At 33.1% G+C, this 18,799-nt stretch carries 18 protein-coding genes; 4 read left to right on the top strand and 14 right to left on the bottom strand.

The window, feature by feature from the left end; all coding sequences use genetic code 11:
- Window positions 1–8: 8 nt before the first annotated feature.
- A complete protein-coding gene (locus tag ABD766_RS06430; protein ID WP_344815888.1) occupies window positions 9–665 on the top strand; it encodes a CoA transferase subunit B in 657 nt (218 codons plus the stop codon).
- 83 nt (window positions 666–748) lie between these two features.
- Here ABD766_RS06430 and ABD766_RS06425 read toward each other — a convergent pair whose 3' ends face one another.
- The 3 genes from ABD766_RS06425 to ABD766_RS06415 form a co-directional block, all read right to left on the bottom strand.
- Window positions 749–1,144 carry a hypothetical protein gene (locus ABD766_RS06425; protein WP_344815887.1) on the bottom strand — a complete coding sequence of 132 codons (396 nt, stop codon included), beginning with the start codon at window positions 1,142–1,144 and terminating at the stop codon, window positions 749–751.
- A 70-nt stretch (window positions 1,145–1,214) separates the two neighbouring features.
- Window positions 1,215–2,816 carry a fumarate hydratase gene (locus tag ABD766_RS06420; protein WP_344815886.1) on the bottom strand — a complete coding sequence of 534 codons (1,602 nt, stop codon included), beginning with the start codon at window positions 2,814–2,816 and terminating at the stop codon, window positions 1,215–1,217.
- Between the two features lie 222 nt (window positions 2,817–3,038).
- A complete protein-coding gene (locus tag ABD766_RS06415) occupies window positions 3,039–4,484 on the bottom strand; it encodes a nucleoside recognition domain-containing protein (RefSeq protein WP_344815885.1) in 1,446 nt (481 codons plus the stop codon).
- A gap of 175 nt (window positions 4,485–4,659) precedes the next feature.
- Here ABD766_RS06415 and ABD766_RS06410 point away from each other — a divergent pair, with 175 nt between their 5' ends.
- A complete protein-coding gene (locus ABD766_RS06410; RefSeq protein WP_344815884.1) occupies window positions 4,660–7,569 on the top strand; it encodes a S8 family serine peptidase in 2,910 nt (969 codons plus the stop codon).
- A 79-nt stretch (window positions 7,570–7,648) separates the two neighbouring features.
- Here ABD766_RS06410 and ABD766_RS06405 read toward each other — a convergent pair whose 3' ends face one another.
- The 11 genes from ABD766_RS06405 to hemA all read right to left on the bottom strand — a co-directional run bounded on the left by ABD766_RS06405 (window position 7,649) and on the right by hemA (window position 16,585).
- The gene (locus tag ABD766_RS06405) at window positions 7,649–8,362 is read right to left on the bottom strand and encodes a 3'-5' exonuclease (protein WP_344815883.1); all 714 of its coding nucleotides are present in this window, start codon (window positions 8,360–8,362) and stop codon (window positions 7,649–7,651) included.
- Window positions 8,363–8,485: 123 nt separating this feature from the next.
- Entirely contained in the window at window positions 8,486–8,956 is a 471-nt protein-coding gene (locus ABD766_RS06400; protein ID WP_298308711.1) for a methylated-DNA--[protein]-cysteine S-methyltransferase, read from the bottom strand.
- 1 nt (window position 8,957) lies between these two features.
- Window positions 8,958–9,329, bottom strand: a complete 372-nt coding sequence (locus tag ABD766_RS06395) for a hypothetical protein (protein WP_298308708.1) — start codon at window positions 9,327–9,329, stop codon at window positions 8,958–8,960.
- A 53-nt stretch (window positions 9,330–9,382) separates the two neighbouring features.
- The gene (locus ABD766_RS06390) at window positions 9,383–9,808 is read right to left on the bottom strand and encodes a c-type cytochrome (protein ID WP_298308705.1); all 426 of its coding nucleotides are present in this window, start codon (window positions 9,806–9,808) and stop codon (window positions 9,383–9,385) included.
- Window positions 9,809–9,994: 186 nt separating this feature from the next.
- Window positions 9,995–11,005, bottom strand: coding sequence for a porphobilinogen synthase (gene hemB, locus ABD766_RS06385; protein WP_344815882.1), 1,011 nt, complete (start codon window positions 11,003–11,005; stop codon window positions 9,995–9,997).
- 57 nt (window positions 11,006–11,062) lie between these two features.
- The gene (gene hemF, locus ABD766_RS06380; protein ID WP_344815881.1) at window positions 11,063–11,965 is read right to left on the bottom strand and encodes an oxygen-dependent coproporphyrinogen oxidase; all 903 of its coding nucleotides are present in this window, start codon (window positions 11,963–11,965) and stop codon (window positions 11,063–11,065) included.
- 60 nt (window positions 11,966–12,025) lie between these two features.
- On the bottom strand, window positions 12,026–12,451 hold the full coding sequence (locus ABD766_RS06375; protein ID WP_344815880.1) for a GNAT family N-acetyltransferase: 426 nt from the start codon (window positions 12,449–12,451) through the stop codon (window positions 12,026–12,028).
- A 112-nt stretch (window positions 12,452–12,563) separates the two neighbouring features.
- Window positions 12,564–13,589 (bottom strand): uroporphyrinogen decarboxylase, encoded by a 1,026-nt coding sequence (gene hemE / locus ABD766_RS06370; protein ID WP_344815879.1) that lies wholly within the window; start codon window positions 13,587–13,589, stop codon window positions 12,564–12,566.
- A 61-nt stretch (window positions 13,590–13,650) separates the two neighbouring features.
- Window positions 13,651–14,316 (bottom strand): uroporphyrinogen-III synthase, encoded by a 666-nt coding sequence (locus ABD766_RS06365; RefSeq protein ID WP_344815878.1) that lies wholly within the window; start codon window positions 14,314–14,316, stop codon window positions 13,651–13,653.
- Between the two features lie 37 nt (window positions 14,317–14,353).
- Complete coding sequence (hemC, locus tag ABD766_RS06360; protein WP_344815877.1) at window positions 14,354–15,280, bottom strand: hydroxymethylbilane synthase; 927 nt, start codon at window positions 15,278–15,280, stop codon at window positions 14,354–14,356.
- A gap of 45 nt (window positions 15,281–15,325) precedes the next feature.
- A complete protein-coding gene (gene hemA / locus ABD766_RS06355) occupies window positions 15,326–16,585 on the bottom strand; it encodes a glutamyl-tRNA reductase (RefSeq protein ID WP_344815876.1) in 1,260 nt (419 codons plus the stop codon).
- 228 nt (window positions 16,586–16,813) lie between these two features.
- Between hemA and ABD766_RS06350 the strand changes: the two genes are divergently transcribed.
- Window positions 16,814–17,686 carry a helix-turn-helix transcriptional regulator gene (locus ABD766_RS06350; RefSeq protein ID WP_344815875.1) on the top strand — a complete coding sequence of 291 codons (873 nt, stop codon included), beginning with the start codon at window positions 16,814–16,816 and terminating at the stop codon, window positions 17,684–17,686.
- A gap of 95 nt (window positions 17,687–17,781) precedes the next feature.
- Complete coding sequence (gene hemH, locus ABD766_RS06345; RefSeq protein ID WP_344815874.1) at window positions 17,782–18,798, top strand: ferrochelatase; 1,017 nt, start codon at window positions 17,782–17,784, stop codon at window positions 18,796–18,798.
- Window position 18,799 lies beyond the last annotated feature (1 nt).

The raw sequence follows: 18,799 nt of genomic DNA, 5'->3' as shown, positions 1-18,799 counted from the left end.
CATTAACTATGTTAAATAAAAACGATATAGCAAAAAGAATAGCTAAAGAAGTAAAAGATGGCTATTATGTAAACTTAGGAATTGGTATTCCAACATTGGTTGCCAATTATGTTCGCACTGATATTTCTGTGGAATTTCAAAGTGAAAATGGAGTTCTCGGAATGGGACCATTTCCATTTGAAGGCGAAGAAGATGCCGATTTAATCAATGCAGGTAAACAAACCATCACTACTTTACCTGGAGCAAGTTTCTTCGACTCTGCTTTTAGTTTTGGAATGATTCGTGGTCAACACGTCGATTTAACCATTCTTGGTGCGATGGAAGTTTCAGAAAACGGAGACATTGCTAACTGGAAAATCCCAGGAAAAATGGTAAAAGGAATGGGCGGAGCAATGGATTTAGTAGCCTCTGCGGATAATATTATTGTTGCTATGATGCACGTTAATAAAGCTGGCGAAAGTAAGATTTTAAAACGTTGTACTTTGCCTTTAACAGGTGTTGGCTGTGTAAAAAAAGTAGTTACTGAATTAGCCGTTTTAGAAATCACTCCAAAAGGGTTCAAATTATTAGAACGCGCGCCAGGAGTTTCTGTTGAACACATTATAGATTCAACCGAAGCAACATTAATCATAGAAGGCGAAATTCCTGAGATGGTTATTGATTAGTTTTTTGTCATTCCGACAAAGGAGGAATCTCATCAAGTTAATCAGATTATGTGATTTCTCCTTTGTCAAAATGACAAACTATACTACTTCTTAGTAGCCAAATACTCCAATAAAACTTCATTGGCATTCCCAAAGGTTGGAAATTGTTCTACCAAACTCACTGCTCGCTTTTTATTCAATTTATACGTCAAATCAAATTCTGTAGTGAATAAAATTGCGCTTAAGAAAGGATTATTGATAAACTCTAATAATCTTGGAAAAGCATTTTCTATTGTATGGATTTCAATAATTTCTTCTTGCTGAAACTTAAATTTTAATTCCAATTTCAGAAGCGCATCATCCATTATTGGACGAACGTAAATATTCATCAATTCGGAATTTCCGATAGTTTTTGCCAAGGTTAATTTGGCAAAAGTTCCATCATCCAAACTTGATTTAACTTTGGTATAAAATTCCGAAAATGATTCTTTAAAAGGCATTTGATTGGTTTTAATAGCCACAGATTCACAGATTAATTATAGTAATCTGTGAATCTGTGGCTAATTATTTTTATAAGTTAGCAAAGAAATCATTTCCTTTATCATCAGTAATAATAAAAGCTGGGAAATCTTTTACTGTAATTTTTCTTACGGCTTCCATTCCGAGTTCTTCGAAATCTACAACCTCAACTTTTAGGATATTGTCTTGAGCTAAAATCGCTGCTGGTCCACCAATTGATCCTAAATAGAATCCTCCATAAGTTTTACAAGCTTCCATAACTTCTTTGGTACGATTTCCTTTGGCAAGCATAATCATACTTCCGCCAGCTTTTTGGAATTCTTCTACATAAACGTCCATTCTTCCTGCAGTTGTTGGTCCGAAACTTCCTGAAGGCATTCCGTCTGGAGTTTTTGCTGGTCCAGCATAATATACTGGATGGTTTTTGAAATAGTCTGGCATTGGTTTTCCTGCATCCAAAAGTTCTTTGATTTTTGCATGTGCAATATCTCTGGCAACGATTAAAGTTCCGTTTAATTTCAAACGCGTTTTAATTGGATATTTAGATAATTCAGCTAAAATTTCTGCCATCGGACGATTCAAATCAACCTCAACTGCAGCTTCTAAATGCGGTGGAACTGTTGGTAAAAATTGCTGTGGATTTACTTCCAATTGTTCTAAGAAAACGCCATCTTTCGTAATCTTTCCTTTTATATTTCTATCTGCAGAACATGAAACTCCTAATCCAACTGGACAAGAAGCAGCATGACGTGGCAAACGAATTACACGAACATCATGTGCAAAATATTTTCCTCCAAATTGTGCTCCAATAGCACTTTCTTGACAATATTGTAATACTTTCTGTTCCCATTCTAAATCGCGAAAAGCTTGACCAGCCATGTTTCCAGTAGTTGGAAGATGGTCAAAATATCCTGCAGATGCTTTTTTAACAGCAGCCAAATTTGCTTCTGCAGAAGTTCCTCCAATTACTAAAGCTAAATGATATGGCGGACAAGCAGAAGTTCCTAAATCTTTAATTTTTTCGCGAACAAATTCTTCCATTGATTTTTCGTTCAACAAAGATTTTGTTTTTTGATATAAGAATGTTTTATTCGCAGAACCACCACCTTTTGTTAAAAACAAAAACTCATACGAAGCTCCTTTTTTAGCATAAATATCAATTTGTGCAGGCAAATTCGAACCTGAATTTTTCTCTTCAAACATCGAAATCGGAACAATTTGTGAGTAACGAAGGTTCTTATTTTGAAACGTGTTGAAAATTCCTTTTGATAACCATTCGGCATCATCAACTCCTGTGTAAACATTTTCACCTTTTTTTGCCATGACAATTGCAGTTCCAGTATCTTGGCAAGACGGTAGTTGACCTTCAACAGCTACAGATGCATTTTGTAATAAATTGTAAGCGACAAATCGATCATTATCTGTTGCTTCAGGGTCGTTTAAAATATTATTTAGCTTTTGCAAATGTGCCGTCCTCAACATAAATGAGACGTCGTTCATGGCTTCTTGCGCCATTAATTCTAATGCTTTCGGGTCAATGGTAAGAATTTCTCTGTCGCCAAATTGCTCTACTTTTACGTAATCTGAAGTAAGTTTTTTGTATTGCGTATCGTCTTTTAATATCGGATACGGATCTTGATATATAAAGTCCATTATGAAATATTTTTGAAGTGTAAAGTTAAGGAAAGTTGGTGGATTGAAGAAAATTAAATTTTAGAATAAAGCACTAAAAAAATAAAGACAAGAAACATAAAACCTATCCACGAGTTATCCTTTTTTGAAACTTCGTCTATAGATTTTGCACCCAAATTAAATATCCACATAAATATGTTTCCTATAAAATGACAAACTAGATGAAAGAAATCGTGCATATTACTATTTTACAAAAAACCAACTAGCCACAAAAATGGCAGTAATCACACAAATTACATCTACTAAAAGCATTGTTCCTAGAGCATATCGAGTGTTTTTTATATTAACCGAACCAAAATAAACTGCAATAACATAGAATGTACTTTCGGCACTACATTGAAAAATACTACTCAATCTTCCTGTCATTGAATCAGCACCAAATGTATTCATAGAATCAATTAAAAAACCACGTGAACCTGCAGAGCTAAAAGGACGTAGCAATGCAACAGGTAAAGCGTCAGTAATTTCTTTTGCCACACCCAAATTAGAAAAAATAAAAGCAATCCAATTGCTGATAATTTCAAATAAACCACTATTTCTGAACAACGAAATAGCAACTAACATTCCTAAAACATAAGGAAAAATAGTAACTCCAGTTTTGACGCCATTATTTGCTCCAACCACAAATGCTTCATAAACGGTGGTGTTTGCTTCTGTAAATTTCTTTTCTTTTACGAACGATAATATCAATGTGAAAACAATAATTACAACCAAAATCAAAGCAGAAAGATTGGAAGTAAAATAATTTTTACCAATTAAATCCAAATGATTTACATACATCAACAAACCAATAATTGCACCTATCATTCCCATTAATCCTGCAACTAAAGACGCGCTTTTGAAGTTGATTTTTTGTTTAATTCCGACAATTAAAAACGCAGCAATAGTTCCAATAAAAGAGGTTATTATACAAGGTAACATCACATCAGCTGGATTTGCAGCGCCAGCAGCAGCGCGATATCCAATAATTGAAGTTGCAATTAGTGTAAGTCCAGAAGCATGTAAACACATGAACATGATTTGTGCATCGCTGGCTTTGTCTTTTTCAGGATTTATTTCTTGCAAACTTTCCATGGCTTTTAATCCAAATGGTGTTGCTGCCGAGTCTAATCCAAGAAAATTAGCAGCAAAATTTAAAGTCATATACGATATCGAAGGATGGTTTTTTGGAATACTTGGAAATACTTTTACAAAAACTGGACTTAATATTTTAGCCAATTTTTGTGATGCGCCAGAAATAATTAGAAGTTCCATCAATCCGCAAAAGAAAGCTAGATATGCCATTAAAGGTAAAATTAAATCTAACAAAGTGCTTTTGCAGGTTGGCAATAATCCATCTGATTTTTGTTTTCCACTATAAATTTTTACCACTTTATTCGAAAAAACATAAGTTGAGTCAATGTTCAATGTATCACGATTAATGACCATTGTTTTATCTGGAGCCTTTTCAATACTGTCTTTTATAAAAGCAGGTAAATCTTGAAGGTATTTTTCAGAAACTAATATTGGATCGTCTTTTTTTCCGTTTAAAACGAAATCAATTGTATAGTTATTTCCAGAGAATAAACTAAAAATCACAAAGACAATTGATGAAATAAAGATAACGAGCCAAAATCTACTTAATACCATATTTTTTTTTTGTAAATGTATATATTCTATACAAAAAATTTCTTTTTTTGATTTAAAAATAGTAAATAATTAAACAAAACTTAAATTTCATCTATTTTTTGTAAATATTTGGTAAATATTACAATAGATTATTATATTTGCTTACATATATTAATTACACCAAAAAAAATTAAAAATGAAAAGAGTATTACTCCTTGTTATTGTCCTTTTTTCTTCAATATGTACTTTGGCACAAACACCAGCTGAAGTTAGAGAAATTGTATCTAATTATGATTTGCAAAAAATTAAAGAAAAAGAAGAATACTATAGAAATAAACAGCGTAGTGATAAAAGTAGAGCTGAAGCAGTTGCTCGTATCAATAACTGGCCAATAATTATAGAAAATCCAGATGGAAGTAAATCAGAATTAATGAAACTTACCCCAGATGGTTATCCTATGTACTATCAAACTGACAACATTAATGCCGCAAGAACCACAAGGACTAATTTTTTACATACTGGTGGTGCAATGGGTCTAAACTTAAATGGTCAAGGAATGACTCTAAGAGTATGGGATGGAGGAACAGTTAGGGCTACACACAATGCTTTTGGTGGTAGAGTTACTGTTGTAGATAGCCCTACTGGTACACTAAGTGCACATGCCACGCACGTAACAGGAACTATGATTTCAAGTTTAGCTTCCATAAAAGGTATGGCGCCTCAAGCATTAGGAAGAACTTTTGATTGGACAGATGACGAAAGTGAAGCATTGTCTGAAGTTCAACAAGGAATGCTAATTTCTAATCATTCGTATGGTGTTCCTGTTTCATCTACATTACCTGCCTGGATTATTGGCGCATATATTTCAGATTCATATGCTTGGGATGAAATAGCTTATTTATCTCCTTATTATCTTGCAGTATTATCTGCTGGAAATAATGGAACCACAAATAATTCAGACCCAATTTCTGGCGGATATGATAAACTTGTTGGAAATAAAACATGTAAAAATAATTTAGTTGTTGCTAACTGTCAAGATGTTACAATAAATACTGATGGAACTGTAAATGGAACAGTTAATATAAACACTGATAGCAGTCAAGGCCCTACAGATGATTTTAGAATAAAACCAGATATAACTGGTAATGGTACCAATGTAACTTCTGCTAATAGCACTGGTAATTCTGCTACTACAACTTTTTCAGGTACATCAATGTCTTCTCCAAATGTTGCAGGTTCACTTATGTTATTACAACAACATCATAATAATCTATACAACAGCTTCATGCGTTCAGCAACTCTAAAAGGAATTGCTTGTCATACTGCTGATGATGCAGGAGATGAAGGTCCTGACCCTATCTATGGTTGGGGTTTATTAAACATGAAAAAAGCTGCAGAGACAGTTTCCAACAATGGTTTAAGCTCATGGGTCTCAGAGCAAACATTAGGAAATGAAGGAGTTTTTACAATGCAAGTTAATTCAAATGGTTCAACACCATTGATAGCTTCTATAACTTGGACTGATTTACCAGGAAATATGAATATAAATGGGATTTCTAATGAAAATATAAAAGCTTTAATAAATGATTTAGATATTAGAATAACGAGAGACGGAACAACATATTTCCCATGGAGATTATCTCAATTATCATTTACAGCAGAACGAACTGGTGATAATAATGTTGATAATGTTGAGCAAGTAAAAATCGATTCGCCTCCAGCAGGAAATTACACAATTACAGTAACTCACAAAGGTACTTTAGTTAATAATTCACAAAAATATTCGTTAGTAATTACAGGAATAAATTCAACTTTTGCTTTAAATTCAACAAGTTCAGATTTAGAACTATGCGCTAATCAAAATGCAACTTATACATTTAATTATACTCAAAGTGGTTCAGGAACTACTACTTTCTCAGCAGTAGGATTACCAACTGGAGCAACAGCAAGTTTTTCTCCAAGTTCATTAAGTGCAAATGGAACTGTAACAATGACAATAACTGGTTTGTCAAATGTTATTCCTGGTGAATATTCAGTAGGAATAACAGGAACTCGTGGAACTGAAACTGAAACAAGAACAAAAATTTTGAAAATCTACAGTTCTTCATTTCAAAATGTGACTTTAAATACTCCTGCAAACTCTACAAATGGAACTTCAACCTCAATAAATTTAAGATGGGCAGCTATGCCAAACGCTGAAAATTACTCGGTTCAAGTTTCAACCTCCTCAAATTTTTCAACTATTACTGCAAGTTTGTTAACAACGAGTACTCAATTTTTTGTTAGTAATTTAGCTCAAGCAACAACATACTACTGGAGAGTTACACCTTCTAACAGATGTGGTACTGCTTTGGAATCTAGCTCTACAATTTTTTCATTTACTACAGGTTCATTAACTTGTGACCAAATGTTTGTAGCTACAGATTTTTCTGATGCCGCGATAGCTTCTGTTGCAAATTCTTCTGCAAGTGTACCAGTTACAATTACTGGAGGACACACAATTGGTAATTTAAAAGTTAATTTAAATATTACCCACACATATGTACAAGATATGACTATTACTCTTGAAGGTCCAAGTTCAATTGGAAGCCCAGTAATTAGACTTACTCAAGAGGCGTGTGGCGATCATGACAATATAGATTGTCAGTTTAATGATGATGGATTTGCACCTCAATGCTCTGGAGCACCATCTATTTCAGGATTAATTGCACCTATTGATAGTTTAAGTGATTTAAATTCATTACCAGCAGATGGAGTATGGACACTTAAAGTAGATGATCCATATAATGGTGATGGTGGAAGTATAAATTTATTTAGTATCGAATTTTGTAGATTGACTCCAGCATTAAGTATTAATGAAAACACTCTACAAAATGTAGCTATTTATCCAAATCCAGCAAAAGATGATTTTATTGTTTATATTCCCGAAAATAATCTTGAAACAAAAATTTCAGTTATAGATTTACAAGGAAGACAGATTCAATCAGTACAATCAAATTCAATTTCAACAACAATAACTACTTCATCGTTACAAGATGGATTGTATCTAGTTATAATTGAAAACGAAAATGGTGTTACTACTAAAAAGATTACAATTAAAAAGTAATCATACTTTACTTTTTATAAAAAATGCCCCAATTAGTGTTTAACTTTTTGGGGCATTTTCATTTTTTAGATATCCTTTATTATATATGAATTATCTCATCTTCCACCAATAAATCTTCTTTTCTGAAACGAAGGAAAACTTGTGCGACAGCAATAACGTCTTTTTCGCAATATGTCACAATTCTATCTATGTCTTTTTCTACATAAAAAACATGACCTACTTGGCTTCCGTCGATGTCTCCTTTTGGAGAAGGAATTCCGAGGATTTTGGTTAGTAATTTTAAAGATGTAAAATGTTTATAATCACCAAATTTCCATAACTCTAAAGTGTCTAAATGCTGGATTTCCCACGGTTTTTTCCCAAATAAATTAAGCTTATTTGGAATGGAAACATTGTTGATAATCATTCGACGTGCAATAAATGGAAAATCAAACTCTTTGGCATTGTGTCCACAAAGAATGTTTTGAGAACCATCGAAATGATTATTTAGTAGATTATTGAAATCTAATAAAATTTTCTTTTCTTCACCAAAAAAAGAGGTTACTCTAAAGTTTCGAATGTCACCTTTGGTTGTTAAATAACCAACAGAAATACAGACTATTTTTCCGAATTCTGCCCAAATTCCTGCTCTGTCATAAAATTCTTCGGCTGTGAATTCGTCTTTGCGTTGGTATTGAGTTTTTTGTTCCCAAAGTTGTTTCATTTCATCGTCAAGCGAGTTGAAATTTTCTTCTAATGGAACCGTTTCTATGTCAAGAAACAAAATGTTGTCTAAGCGGATTTTTTCAATCATAATAAGAATTTATATGGCGTTTATATTTATTAAATTACCCTGATTAACACGTAATTAGGTTGCGAATATAATTAAAATGACTTTAAATTTCCAAATTAAAATAAAAAAAACTCCTTAACTAAGTTAAAACAAACTTTGTTGATGGCTAGGTATTTCGTGTTCAAGAAGCCATTTTTTTCGCCATAATCCGCCAGCATAACCTGTGAGTGAACCATCAGTTCCAATAACACGATGACACGGAATTACAATCCAAAGTGGGTTTTTACCATTAGCTGATGCTACTGCTCGAATAGCTTTTACATCGCCTAATTTTTTAGATAAATCCATGTAGGACATTGTTTTTCCGTATGGAATATTGATTAACTCTTGCCACACTTTTTGTTGGAAATCAGTACCTTTTGGATTTAACTTGAAATCAAAATCTTTACGTTTTCCTTCAAAATATTCTTGAAGTTGTGAAACTGCTTCTTGGAGTTCTTTTGGAATTTTTGTGGAAAGTTCACCTTCTGATAAAACGGAAATTATAGAAATTCCATTTTCGTCACCTTGAATTTTAATAATTCCAAGTGGAGAATTTATAAAGGCAGTTTTCATTTTAAGGATATGAAATACTTTTTAAATTAAGATTTTGAATTGCCTCTGAGTGACTATCTATAAGGAAATCACGACCACAAAAATCTTGTTGCCTGATGTTTAAAGCCATAATTTTGTGGCTCTCTATCCTACGAATATCTGAATACCAACTGTATTGTTTTGGAGAAATATTAATATTATTGATGTCTAAAATGTCTTTTTGAGCCATCTTACCTAACATTTCAATACTAATTACTTTTATTTTGTCATTACTATGATTGTCAAATAATGTTGAAGGTATAATATTAAACCTAGCACTAAAAGATGTAGGTTTATATTGGCTAAAACCATAGAAAGAAAACATGAATAAAATGAAAGCAAAATAGGATTTCATAGACTAATTGATATTTAGTAAAGCTACCAATTTTTCAAAATAAATCCAAATTTTTATTTTACTTGACTGTACATGTATTGTTCTAAAGATTCTAATTCTTCTTCGGAAAACGTTTTTGTTAAAGCAAAATTGGCTTTCATGACTTCGTATTGCGATGGATCGACAATTGGTTCACCTTCGCCTTTTAGAAATGTGACCATATTTGCATTTTTCTCTTTGTAGATTTTTGCAATATCGATTATGCTTGGTCCAACTAATTTAATATCGAGTTTATGGCAAGTTGCACAAGTTCCTTTTCCTTCAAAGATTTCTTTTCCTTTTTCGGCTAATGGAAATTCTGACACTTCAGGTTTGGTTGCTTCTACATTTTCTTTTCCGTCTGAAACTGGGTTGCCAAATTTATCTGTTTTTTTGTCTCCACCACAACTTATCAAAATTAATGCTATTGCTAAAGTTAGTGATTTTAAAATTGTTTTCATTTTCCTTATATTTAATATAATCAAAGGTACATCTGATTGTTTAAGTTAAATATGATTTTTATCAGAGAATAAAAATTCAATACAAATGCTATTTAGCCCTGATGCAAGGGAAAAGCCTCGCCTTTTTGCGAGCTTTGGAAAGGCAGCAGGAATATGGTTTGCTAATAAATCCCGAGCCATTCGCTCCTATCTATTCAAAATAATTGCTGCTTCTTTGGCAAAATAAGTTGAAATTAAACTTGCTCCGGCGCGTTTGATACACATTAATTGTTCCATCATGATTTTGTCGTGATCTAACCAACCTCTTTCTGAAGCGGCTTTAATCATGGCATATTCGCCAGAAACGTGAAATACTGTGACTGGAACATTCACGGCATTTTTAACTTCGCGAACGATATCAAGATAGGCAATTCCTGGTTTTACCATTACCATATCGGCGCCTTCTTCAACATCCATAAGTGCCTCTTTTATGGCTTCGATGCGGTTGGCATAATCCATTTGGTAGGTTTTTTTGTCTTTTGGTACTTCGACAGGCTCAGCATCCAAAGTAGTGTCTTTTGGCGCAGAATCTAAAGCGTCACGAAATGGTCCGTAAAATGCTGATGCGTATTTTGCAGAATAACTCATAATTCCCACATTTGAAAAACCTGCGGCATCTAAACCTTGACGTAAACGCAAAACACGTCCGTCCATCATGTCGCTTGGCGCAACGAAATCGGCTCCTGCTTGTGCGTGAGAAACTGCCATTTTTACTAGCGCATCGTTGGTCGCGTCATTGGCAACATCACCATTTTCTATAATTCCGTCGTGACCGTAAGTTGAATATGGATCTAAGGCAACATCTGGCATCACAATCATTTCTGGACAAGCCGTTTTGATGGCTTTGATAGCTCTTTGCATCAATCCGTTTGGATTCCAAGCTTCTTTTCCGGTGTTGTCTTTTAAACTTTCGTCCACTTTTACGTAGATGTTTACAGCTCGAATTCCTAATGCGAAAAGTTCTTTTACTTCTTCAACTGTCAAATCGATTGAACGACGAAAAATTCCTGGCATTGATGGAATTTCAACTTTATAATTTTCGCCTTCTGCAATGAACATTGGAAACATAAAATCGCTTGGACTTAATGTTGTTTCGCGAACTAAAGAACGAATGCTTTCGTTAATGCGTAATCTTCTGCCTCTTTGTAATGGGAACATGATATGTTGTTTAAAATTGTTTAAAAGTTTAAGGTTTAAAGTTGTTTCACTTTGCGCTTAAACCCAATCTATTGGTTTTTCTAATACTTTAATTAATTTTTCTTCTTCGCTTCCAGCTTCTGGATGATGATCATAATGCCATTGCACATGTGGTGGTAATGACATTAAAATAGATTCAATTCTACCGTTGGTTTTTAATCCAAATAACGTGCCTTTGTCGTGTACTAAATTGAATTCTACATAACGACCACGTCGGATTTCCTGCCAAGTTCTTTGTTCTGGCGTATATGCTAAATTCTTTCTTTTTTCTACAATTGGAACATAAGCTTCTAGAAAACTGTTTCCGACTTCGGTTACAAAATTGTACCAATCTTCCATTTTCATTTCTTCAGTTTCTTTGCAATAATCGAAGAATAATCCGCCAAGTCCACGAGCTTCATTTCTATGAGCATTCCAAAAATAAGCATCGCATTGTTTTTTATATTTTGGATAAAACTCTGGATTGTGTTTATCGCAAGTATTTTTGCAAGTTTGATGAAAATGAATGGCATCTTCTTCAAATAAATAATAAGGTGTTAAATCTTGTCCGCCACCAAACCACGAATTTATAATTTCACCATTTTCGTTATACATTTCAAAATAACGCCAATTCGCATGAACTGTAGGAACCATTGGGCTTTTCGGATGAATTACCAAACTCAATCCGCAGGCAAAGAAATCGGCTTCGCCAACGTTGAATAATTTTTGCATAGAATCAGGTAATTTTCCGTGAACTGCCGAAATGTTTACGCCACCTTTTTCGATTACGTTTCCGTTTTCAATAACTCGCGTTCTTCCGCCGCCACCTTCAGGTCGTTCCCAAATGTCTTCACGGAATTTAGCTTTTCCTTCGACAGCTTGCAATCCGGCAACGATTTGGTCTTGAAGATTTTGTATGTATTGGTAGAATTTATTTTTCATTTTTTTGAGCTTAAAGCTAATAGCGTTCTGCCGCTACACGACAGTTGTGCGTAGTTCTTGTTACTTTTTCTTACAATATATCTTACTGTCTTTAAGTTTAAACCCAACGCTTGAATATAAATTTATTGCAGGCAATCTATGGTCTTCAGTAAAAAGAAGTATTTCAGAAAGTTCTTTTTCTTCACTTACTTCAACTAATAAGTTTATCAATTTTCTTCCTATTCCTTTTCCACGTGAAGCTGAGTCTACAACTACATCTTCAATCCAACCCTTGTTTCCAGATATAACTTTGTAAGTACACATTAATGCAATTCCAATTATTTTATTATTATCCTCGCAATATGCAACTGTAATTTGGTTTTTTTCATTCAATATTTCTTCAAGATCCAACTGAATTTTGTTTGGACTTAATTGACGAAATAATTCAGAAACTTGCTCTTTAATGTCTATGTTTAAATCATTTCTTTTTAAAATAGCAGCATTCATTTCTTTTTAATTTTTTTAAAAATACAATTTTATTGAGTTATAATTTTATTTCAAATTAAAGTTATAATTTTCTAGGAACACGATAGAATTACTCAAAACTATCTGCTGGCAACTATTTTTTATACTCCTTAACCGCTTCAATAAAAGCTTTCGCGTGATCTACAGGAATATTTGGTAAAATTCCGTGACCAAGGTTTACTATATAATTGTCTTTTCCGAATTCGTCTATCATTTCGTGAACCATTTTTTTGATGGTTGGAATTGGTGACAACAATCTTGATGGATCGAAATTTCCTTGTAATGTGATTTTTCCGCCTGTTAAATAACGAGCGTTTCTTGCAGAACAAGTCCAATCTACACCAAGTGCTGACGCTTTGCTTTTCGCCATGTCGTTCAATGCAAACCAACATCCTTTTCCGAAAACAATAACTTTAGTGTCTTCTGCCAAAGCTTCAACAATTTGGTTAATGTATTTCCAAGAGAATTCTTGATAATCTACTGGCGATAACATTCCGCCCCAAGAATCAAAAATTTGAACCGCATTTACTCCTGATTTTACTTTTTCTTTTAAATATAGAATCGTTGTGTCGGTGATTTTTTGCAATAATGTATGAGCCGCAACTGGATTTGAAAAACAAAATCCTTTCGCCGTATCAAAACTTTTAGAACCTTTTCCTTCTACGCAATAGCAAAAAATTGTCCAAGGTGAACCTGCAAAACCAATAAGTGGCACCTCATCGTTCAACATTTCTTTGGTCAATTTGATTGCATCAAAAACGTAACCTAAAGTTTCATTTACATCTGGAACAATAACTTGATTTACTTGTTCCATGGTGCGAATTGGATTTGGAATAATTGGTCCCAAATTGTCTTTCAATTCAACGTGAATTCCCATTGCTCTTGGCACTACCAAGATATCTGAAAATAAAATGGCTGCATCTGGTTTTACAATTCTTATAGGTTGAACTGTAATTTCTGCTGCTAATTCTGGAGTTTCACAACGAGTGAAAAAATCATATTTGTCTCGTAATGCTCTGAATTCTGGTAAATATCTTCCGGCTTGACGCATCATCCAAACTGGTGGACGTTCAACAGTTTCATTGTTTAAAGCTCTTAAAAATAGGTCGTTTTTAATCATTAGTTTAAAAGTTTAAAGTTTAAAAGTTTAAAGGTGTTTCACCTTAAACTCAAACTATTTTTTAATAATATTCTATAACTTCATCAATCACATTTTCTACCGTTGGTTTTTCTACAATTATGATGTTCTTTACTTTTTTGTTTTCTAATGCTTCTGCGGTGGTTTCTCCTATGCAAAAGCACATTTCTTCTTTTATAGTATTCAATCTGAAATAACTTTCAACTGCTGATGGACTGAAAAATAGTATTCCATCTAACTTTTCTTTAATTTTTTTTGATGTGATGTTGGTTTCATAAACTTCAATTTCGTTAAGTGCTATTCCGTTTTCTTTCAAGGTGTTTGGTAAAACATCTCGACGTAAATTTCCACTGAAAAAAGTGTAACTTTCTTTTCCATAAATTAACGAGATGATTTCTGCCAAATCTGCTGCATAACCTGTGTAGGCAACCACATTAAATCCGTTTTCTGTTAATAAATCTTTGGTTTTCATTCCAACAGAAAAAACATTTTTGCTTTTCAATTCATCACATTTTGGATGTTGTAAAACACTTTGAACTGCGTTTTGGCTGGTAAAAATTAGATTGTCATTTACTTTTGAAAGTTCAAAATTCTTAATATTGGTTTCGATAAAACTTTCTTCTATCAGATGAATATTGGCGTCGAGTAAAACTTGCTTTTGATTTGGCAAAAGCTTTTTAGTAGATAATATGTTGATTTGTTTTGTCATTGTTTTTTGGAACACATATTTAAGAAGTCAGAGAAATTTATTTTTTTAACGTCTTTTTAATTTCTACCATTAATTCTGTTCCACCATTATTCAAGATTTCTTGAGCTGAATTGAAGCCTAGTTTTTTCCATTCAGAAATATCAACATTTTTTTCGATTTCTAGTTTTTGCTTACCGTCGATTGATAGTAAAACTCCTTTGAAATTTATAATATCTTCCTTTTCATTATAAGTTGCAATCGCTCCAATTGGTGCTGTGCATCCGCCTTCTAATGTTTTTAGAAATTGTCTTTCTATATACGTGCAAATCTCAGTTTCGATGTGATTTAATTGCGAAAGTGCGTCTAAAGTAAATTCATCTTCAGCCATTGCAACTACAACCATTGCTCCTTGTGCTGGCGCTGGAATCATCCAATCTAGATTGATGTAATTCTCTGGTTTTAAGTTGATTCTTTCTAAACCTGCAGCTGCAAAAACGGCTCCATTCCAATCATTTTCATTTAGTTTTTGCATTCTGGTATTAACATTTCCACGCAAATCTACTACGTTATGGTTTGGATATTTATTCCACCACATTGCCTGACGACGCAAACTTCCTGTGGCGATTGTTCCATTAGATTCTAAAAAATCTAAGTTTCCTTTGTGAACTAAAATGTCTAAAATATTGGCTCTTTCTAAAACGGCTGCTTGAACAATTCCAATTGGAAGTGCCGTTGGAACATCTTTCATAGAGTGCACTGCAATATCAACTTGACCGTTAATCATTGCAATGTCTAATGTTTTGGTAAAAATTCCTGTGATTCCGAGTTCGTAAAGCGGTTTGTCGAGAATGATATCACCTTGCGATTTTACGGCTATAATTTCGGTTTTGTAACCTAAATCGTTTAATTGTTTTTGAACCGTGTGTGCTTGCCAAAGTGCTAATTCACTATCACGAGTTCCTATACGTATTGTTTTTTCAGACACTTTATTGTTGATTAATTTCTCGCAAAGACGCAGAGATGCAAAGTTTTAATTAAATATTTTCTCTTGTTCTAGCTGAAAGACTTTTTCAATCCATTCAATTCCTTCTTCCATTGATTCACCATCTTTTAAATGGTTTACAAAATGATTAGTAATTTTTTGAATGATTCTATTACTAATTAATTCAGCTTGTTCTTCGTCAAAATTAGCTAATTTTTTACGTTGGAAATTCAGCTCACCGTCTTTGATAGAATTTAATTTTTCTTTCAGTGCATGAATAGTCGGCGCAAACTTTCTGTTTTTGGTCCAAGCTATAAATTCATCTTTGATTTCCTCTATAATTGCTTCTGCTTGAGGAATATGTAGTTTTCTGTTTTCCAAAGTTTCATCTGTCATTTGCGACAAATGATCCATGTGAATTAAGGTAACACCTTCAATATCTTTTACATTTTCGTTTACATTCTTCGGAATAGATAAATCTAAAATCAACAACGGTTTTTTAAGATTTAAAATGGCTTTATCAACTGTAGGATTTTGAGCGCCTGTTGCCACTACAACCACATCGGCTTTTTGTAATTCCAATTGTAAATCGGCGTAATCTTTTACAACAACATCTAATTTTTGAGCTAATTTTTCTGCTTTATCTTTTGTACGATTTATTAAAGTAATTTGCTCGTGTTTAGTATGTTTTACAAGGTTTTCGCAAGTATTTCTTCCAATTTTTCCTGTTCCGAAAAGAAGAATATTTTTATTGGCAATATCTTCTACATTTTTGAAAATGTATTGCACCGATGCAAAAGAAACAGAAGTTGCACCCGAAGAAATTTCGGTTTGTGTTTTAATTTTTTTACTCGCTTGAATAACCGAATTAACCAATCTTTCTAGAAAAGAATTAACCATTCCGTTAGATTTACTTTCGTTGAAAGCGGTTTTTAGTTGACTAATAATTTCGAAATCACCAAGAATTTGACTGTCTAAACCTGTTCCAACCCGAAACATGTGATTAATAGCCTCTTGATTTTTATAAATATAAGCAACTTCTTGAAATTCTTCTACAGAACCTTGACTATTAGCACATAAAAGTTTGATTAATTGATATGGATGTTGTGCAAAACCATAAATTTCAGTTCGGTTGCAGGTAGAAGTAACGATTAAAGAATCTATTCCTTCGGCTTCGGCTTGTATAAGTAAAGTTGCTTTAGCTTGAGCATCTAGACTGAATTTTCCTCTTATTGCTGCATCGGCCTTTTTGTAGCTAAGTCCTAATGCATAAAAAGTGGCGTGTTTCGACATGTTAAAATTTTCCATATTTGTACTTTACCTAAAAGTTCAACAAAAATATTACTATACTATTTATAAAAGTAACGCTCAAAGTACTTTTTGTGTCGCTATGCGATTTTTTAAACCTTATTTGACTTTTTAGCGTTATTTATTATAAATTTGCAATGAAATCAAGTCTTTCAGAATTACTTATGTAGATTAATTCTAAATAAGTAATGAGCATGATTCCAAAATCATATACGAAAAAATATCGCTATGGGTTCACAAGAAGAAATAAAAATTGAAAATGATTTTACCTTAATTCGTTTTCAAAATGATGGAAATGAGAATTTTCACGTGAAAAGACATGTTAATCAAGGTCTTATTCAATTTCATTTTGGCATCAAAGGAAAAGCAAAATTTGTCTTTAATGATGGGAATTATGCTTTAGATTTGAGAGAAGAAAAAGCGCTTTTATTTTACAATCCACAAAAAGAATTGCCTTTGAATTTAGAAATCGCTCCAAATTCGTGGGTAATTACAATGATTATTTCAATTCAGAAATTTCATGGCTTATTTTCTTCAGAAGCTGAACATATTCCTTTTTTGAGCAAAGAAAACAAGGATAAAAAATATTATAAAGAAACTGACATCAGTCCATCGATGGCGATTGTTTTAAGTCAGTTGTTCCATTATAATTTGAATCCTTCGATTAAAAATCTTTACTATAAAGGAAAAGGATATGAATTATTGAGTTTGTATTTCAATCGTTCGGAAGATCCAAATGCAGAACAATGTCCGTTTTTGATAGATGAAGAAAATGTTTTAAAAATCAAAAAAGCCAAAGAAATTATAATCCAAAATATGGCAGAACCACCAGGTTTGGAGGAATTAGCAGAACAAGTTGGATTGAGTTTGAAAAGACTAAAAATGGGTTTCAAACAAATTTATGGCGATACCGTTTACGGATTTCTATTTGATTACAAAATGGATTACGCTCGACAATTATTAGATTCTGGTTCTTATAATGTAAACGAAGTTGGATTGAAAATTGGTTACAGCACCGGAAGTCATTTTATTGCGGCGTTCAAGAAAAAATTTGCTACAACTCCGAAAAAATATTTGATGTCGATAAATCCAAATACATAACAACATCAATTTCGTATATCAAACAATCGATAAAAAAAACATAAACATAAAATCTTAAAAAAGTAGATTAGTTACTTTTACAAAAAATTACAACAATGAAAGGAGTATTATTAGTAAATTTAGGTTCACCAGAAAGTCCAACAGCTAAAGATGTTAAGCCGTATTTAGATGAATTTTTAATGGATAAATACGTAATTGACGTTCCGTTTTTATTACGTGCCTTATTAGTTAGAGGAATCATTTTACAAACAAGACCAAAAAAATCGGCTGAAGCTTATGCTAGAATTTGGACTGACGAAGGTTCTCCTTTGATTGTCCTTTCAAAAAAAATGCATCAGAAAGTTCAGAAATTGGTTGATGTTCCTGTGGCTTTAGCAATGCGTTATGGAACCATTACAATTGAAAAAGGATTGCAAGAATTAAAAGAAAAAGGTGTGACCGAAGTTATGCTTTTGGCACTTTATCCTCAATATGCTATGGCGTCAACCACGACGATTTGGGCTTTAGCAGATGAGTTAGTGGCTTCAAAGTTTCCTGAAATGAAGCTTACAAAAGTTCCAGCATTTTATAACAAACCCGATTATATTCAGGCATTAGCAAATTCAATTAAAAAACATTTGGAAGGATTTGATTATGACCATTTATTGTTTTCATATCACGGAATTCCGAAACGTCATATTCGTAAAACCGATGTAACCAAATCGCATTGTAAAATGGATAGAACTTGTTGCAACACGCCATCACCGGCACATGAATTTTGCTACAGTCATCAATGTTATGAAACTACAAAACAAGTAGTAAAATTGTTAGGAATTCCAGAAGGAAAATACAGTCAAACATTCCAATCAAGATTGGCAGGTGACAAATGGTTAACACCTTACACTGATGTGGAAATTAACAAAATGCCAGAACAAGGAATCAAAAAATTAGCTGTTGTAACTCCAGCTTTCGTAGCCGATTGTTTAGAAACTTTGGAAGAGATTGCAATGGAAGCTAACGAACAATTTTTACACCATGGTGGTGAAGAGTTTATGGCAATTCCATGTATGAATGATGAAGACGAATGGTGTGGCGTTGTGGCAAATTGGATTGAGGATTTTAAGAAAAAATAGA

Source organism: Flavobacterium cheonanense (genome assembly GCF_039539185.1).
GTDB lineage: Bacteria > Bacteroidota > Bacteroidia > Flavobacteriales > Flavobacteriaceae > Flavobacterium > Flavobacterium cheonanense.
The sequence above is the reverse complement of the archived record's forward strand: the minus strand, read 5'-3'. Positions and strand labels throughout refer to the sequence as shown.

Excerpts from the sequence above, each read along its gene's own strand:
- ABD766_RS06365 (WP_344815878.1), bottom strand. The coding sequence starts at position 14,316 with ATGACAAAACAAATCAACATATTATCTACTAAAAAGCTTTTGCCAAAT.
- hemF (WP_344815881.1), bottom strand. The coding sequence starts at position 11,965 with ATGAAAAATAAATTCTACCAATACATACAAAATCTTCAAGACCAAATC.
- ABD766_RS06390 (WP_298308705.1), bottom strand. The coding sequence starts at position 9,808 with ATGAAAACAATTTTAAAATCACTAACTTTAGCAATAGCATTAATTTTG.
- hemB (WP_344815882.1), bottom strand. The coding sequence starts at position 11,005 with ATGTTCCCATTACAAAGAGGCAGAAGATTACGCATTAACGAAAGCATT.
- ABD766_RS06420 (WP_344815886.1), bottom strand. The coding sequence starts at position 2,816 with ATGGACTTTATATATCAAGATCCGTATCCGATATTAAAAGACGATACG.
- hemE (WP_344815879.1), bottom strand. The coding sequence starts at position 13,589 with ATGATTAAAAACGACCTATTTTTAAGAGCTTTAAACAATGAAACTGTT.
- ABD766_RS06350 (WP_344815875.1), top strand. The coding sequence starts at position 16,814 with ATGGGTTCACAAGAAGAAATAAAAATTGAAAATGATTTTACCTTAATT.
- hemH (WP_344815874.1), top strand. The coding sequence starts at position 17,782 with ATGAAAGGAGTATTATTAGTAAATTTAGGTTCACCAGAAAGTCCAACA.
- ABD766_RS06425 (WP_344815887.1), bottom strand. The coding sequence starts at position 1,144 with ATGCCTTTTAAAGAATCATTTTCGGAATTTTATACCAAAGTTAAATCA.
- ABD766_RS06395 (WP_298308708.1), bottom strand. The coding sequence starts at position 9,329 with ATGAAATCCTATTTTGCTTTCATTTTATTCATGTTTTCTTTCTATGGT.
- hemA (WP_344815876.1), bottom strand. The coding sequence starts at position 16,585 with ATGGAAAATTTTAACATGTCGAAACACGCCACTTTTTATGCATTAGGA.
- ABD766_RS06405 (WP_344815883.1), bottom strand. The coding sequence starts at position 8,362 with ATGATTGAAAAAATCCGCTTAGACAACATTTTGTTTCTTGACATAGAA.
- ABD766_RS06400 (WP_298308711.1), bottom strand. The coding sequence starts at position 8,956 with ATGAAAACTGCCTTTATAAATTCTCCACTTGGAATTATTAAAATTCAA.
- ABD766_RS06415 (WP_344815885.1), bottom strand. The coding sequence starts at position 4,484 with ATGGTATTAAGTAGATTTTGGCTCGTTATCTTTATTTCATCAATTGTC.
- ABD766_RS06375 (WP_344815880.1), bottom strand. The coding sequence starts at position 12,451 with ATGAATGCTGCTATTTTAAAAAGAAATGATTTAAACATAGACATTAAA.
- ABD766_RS06410 (WP_344815884.1), top strand. The coding sequence starts at position 4,660 with ATGAAAAGAGTATTACTCCTTGTTATTGTCCTTTTTTCTTCAATATGT.
- ABD766_RS06430 (WP_344815888.1), top strand. The coding sequence starts at position 9 with ATGTTAAATAAAAACGATATAGCAAAAAGAATAGCTAAAGAAGTAAAA.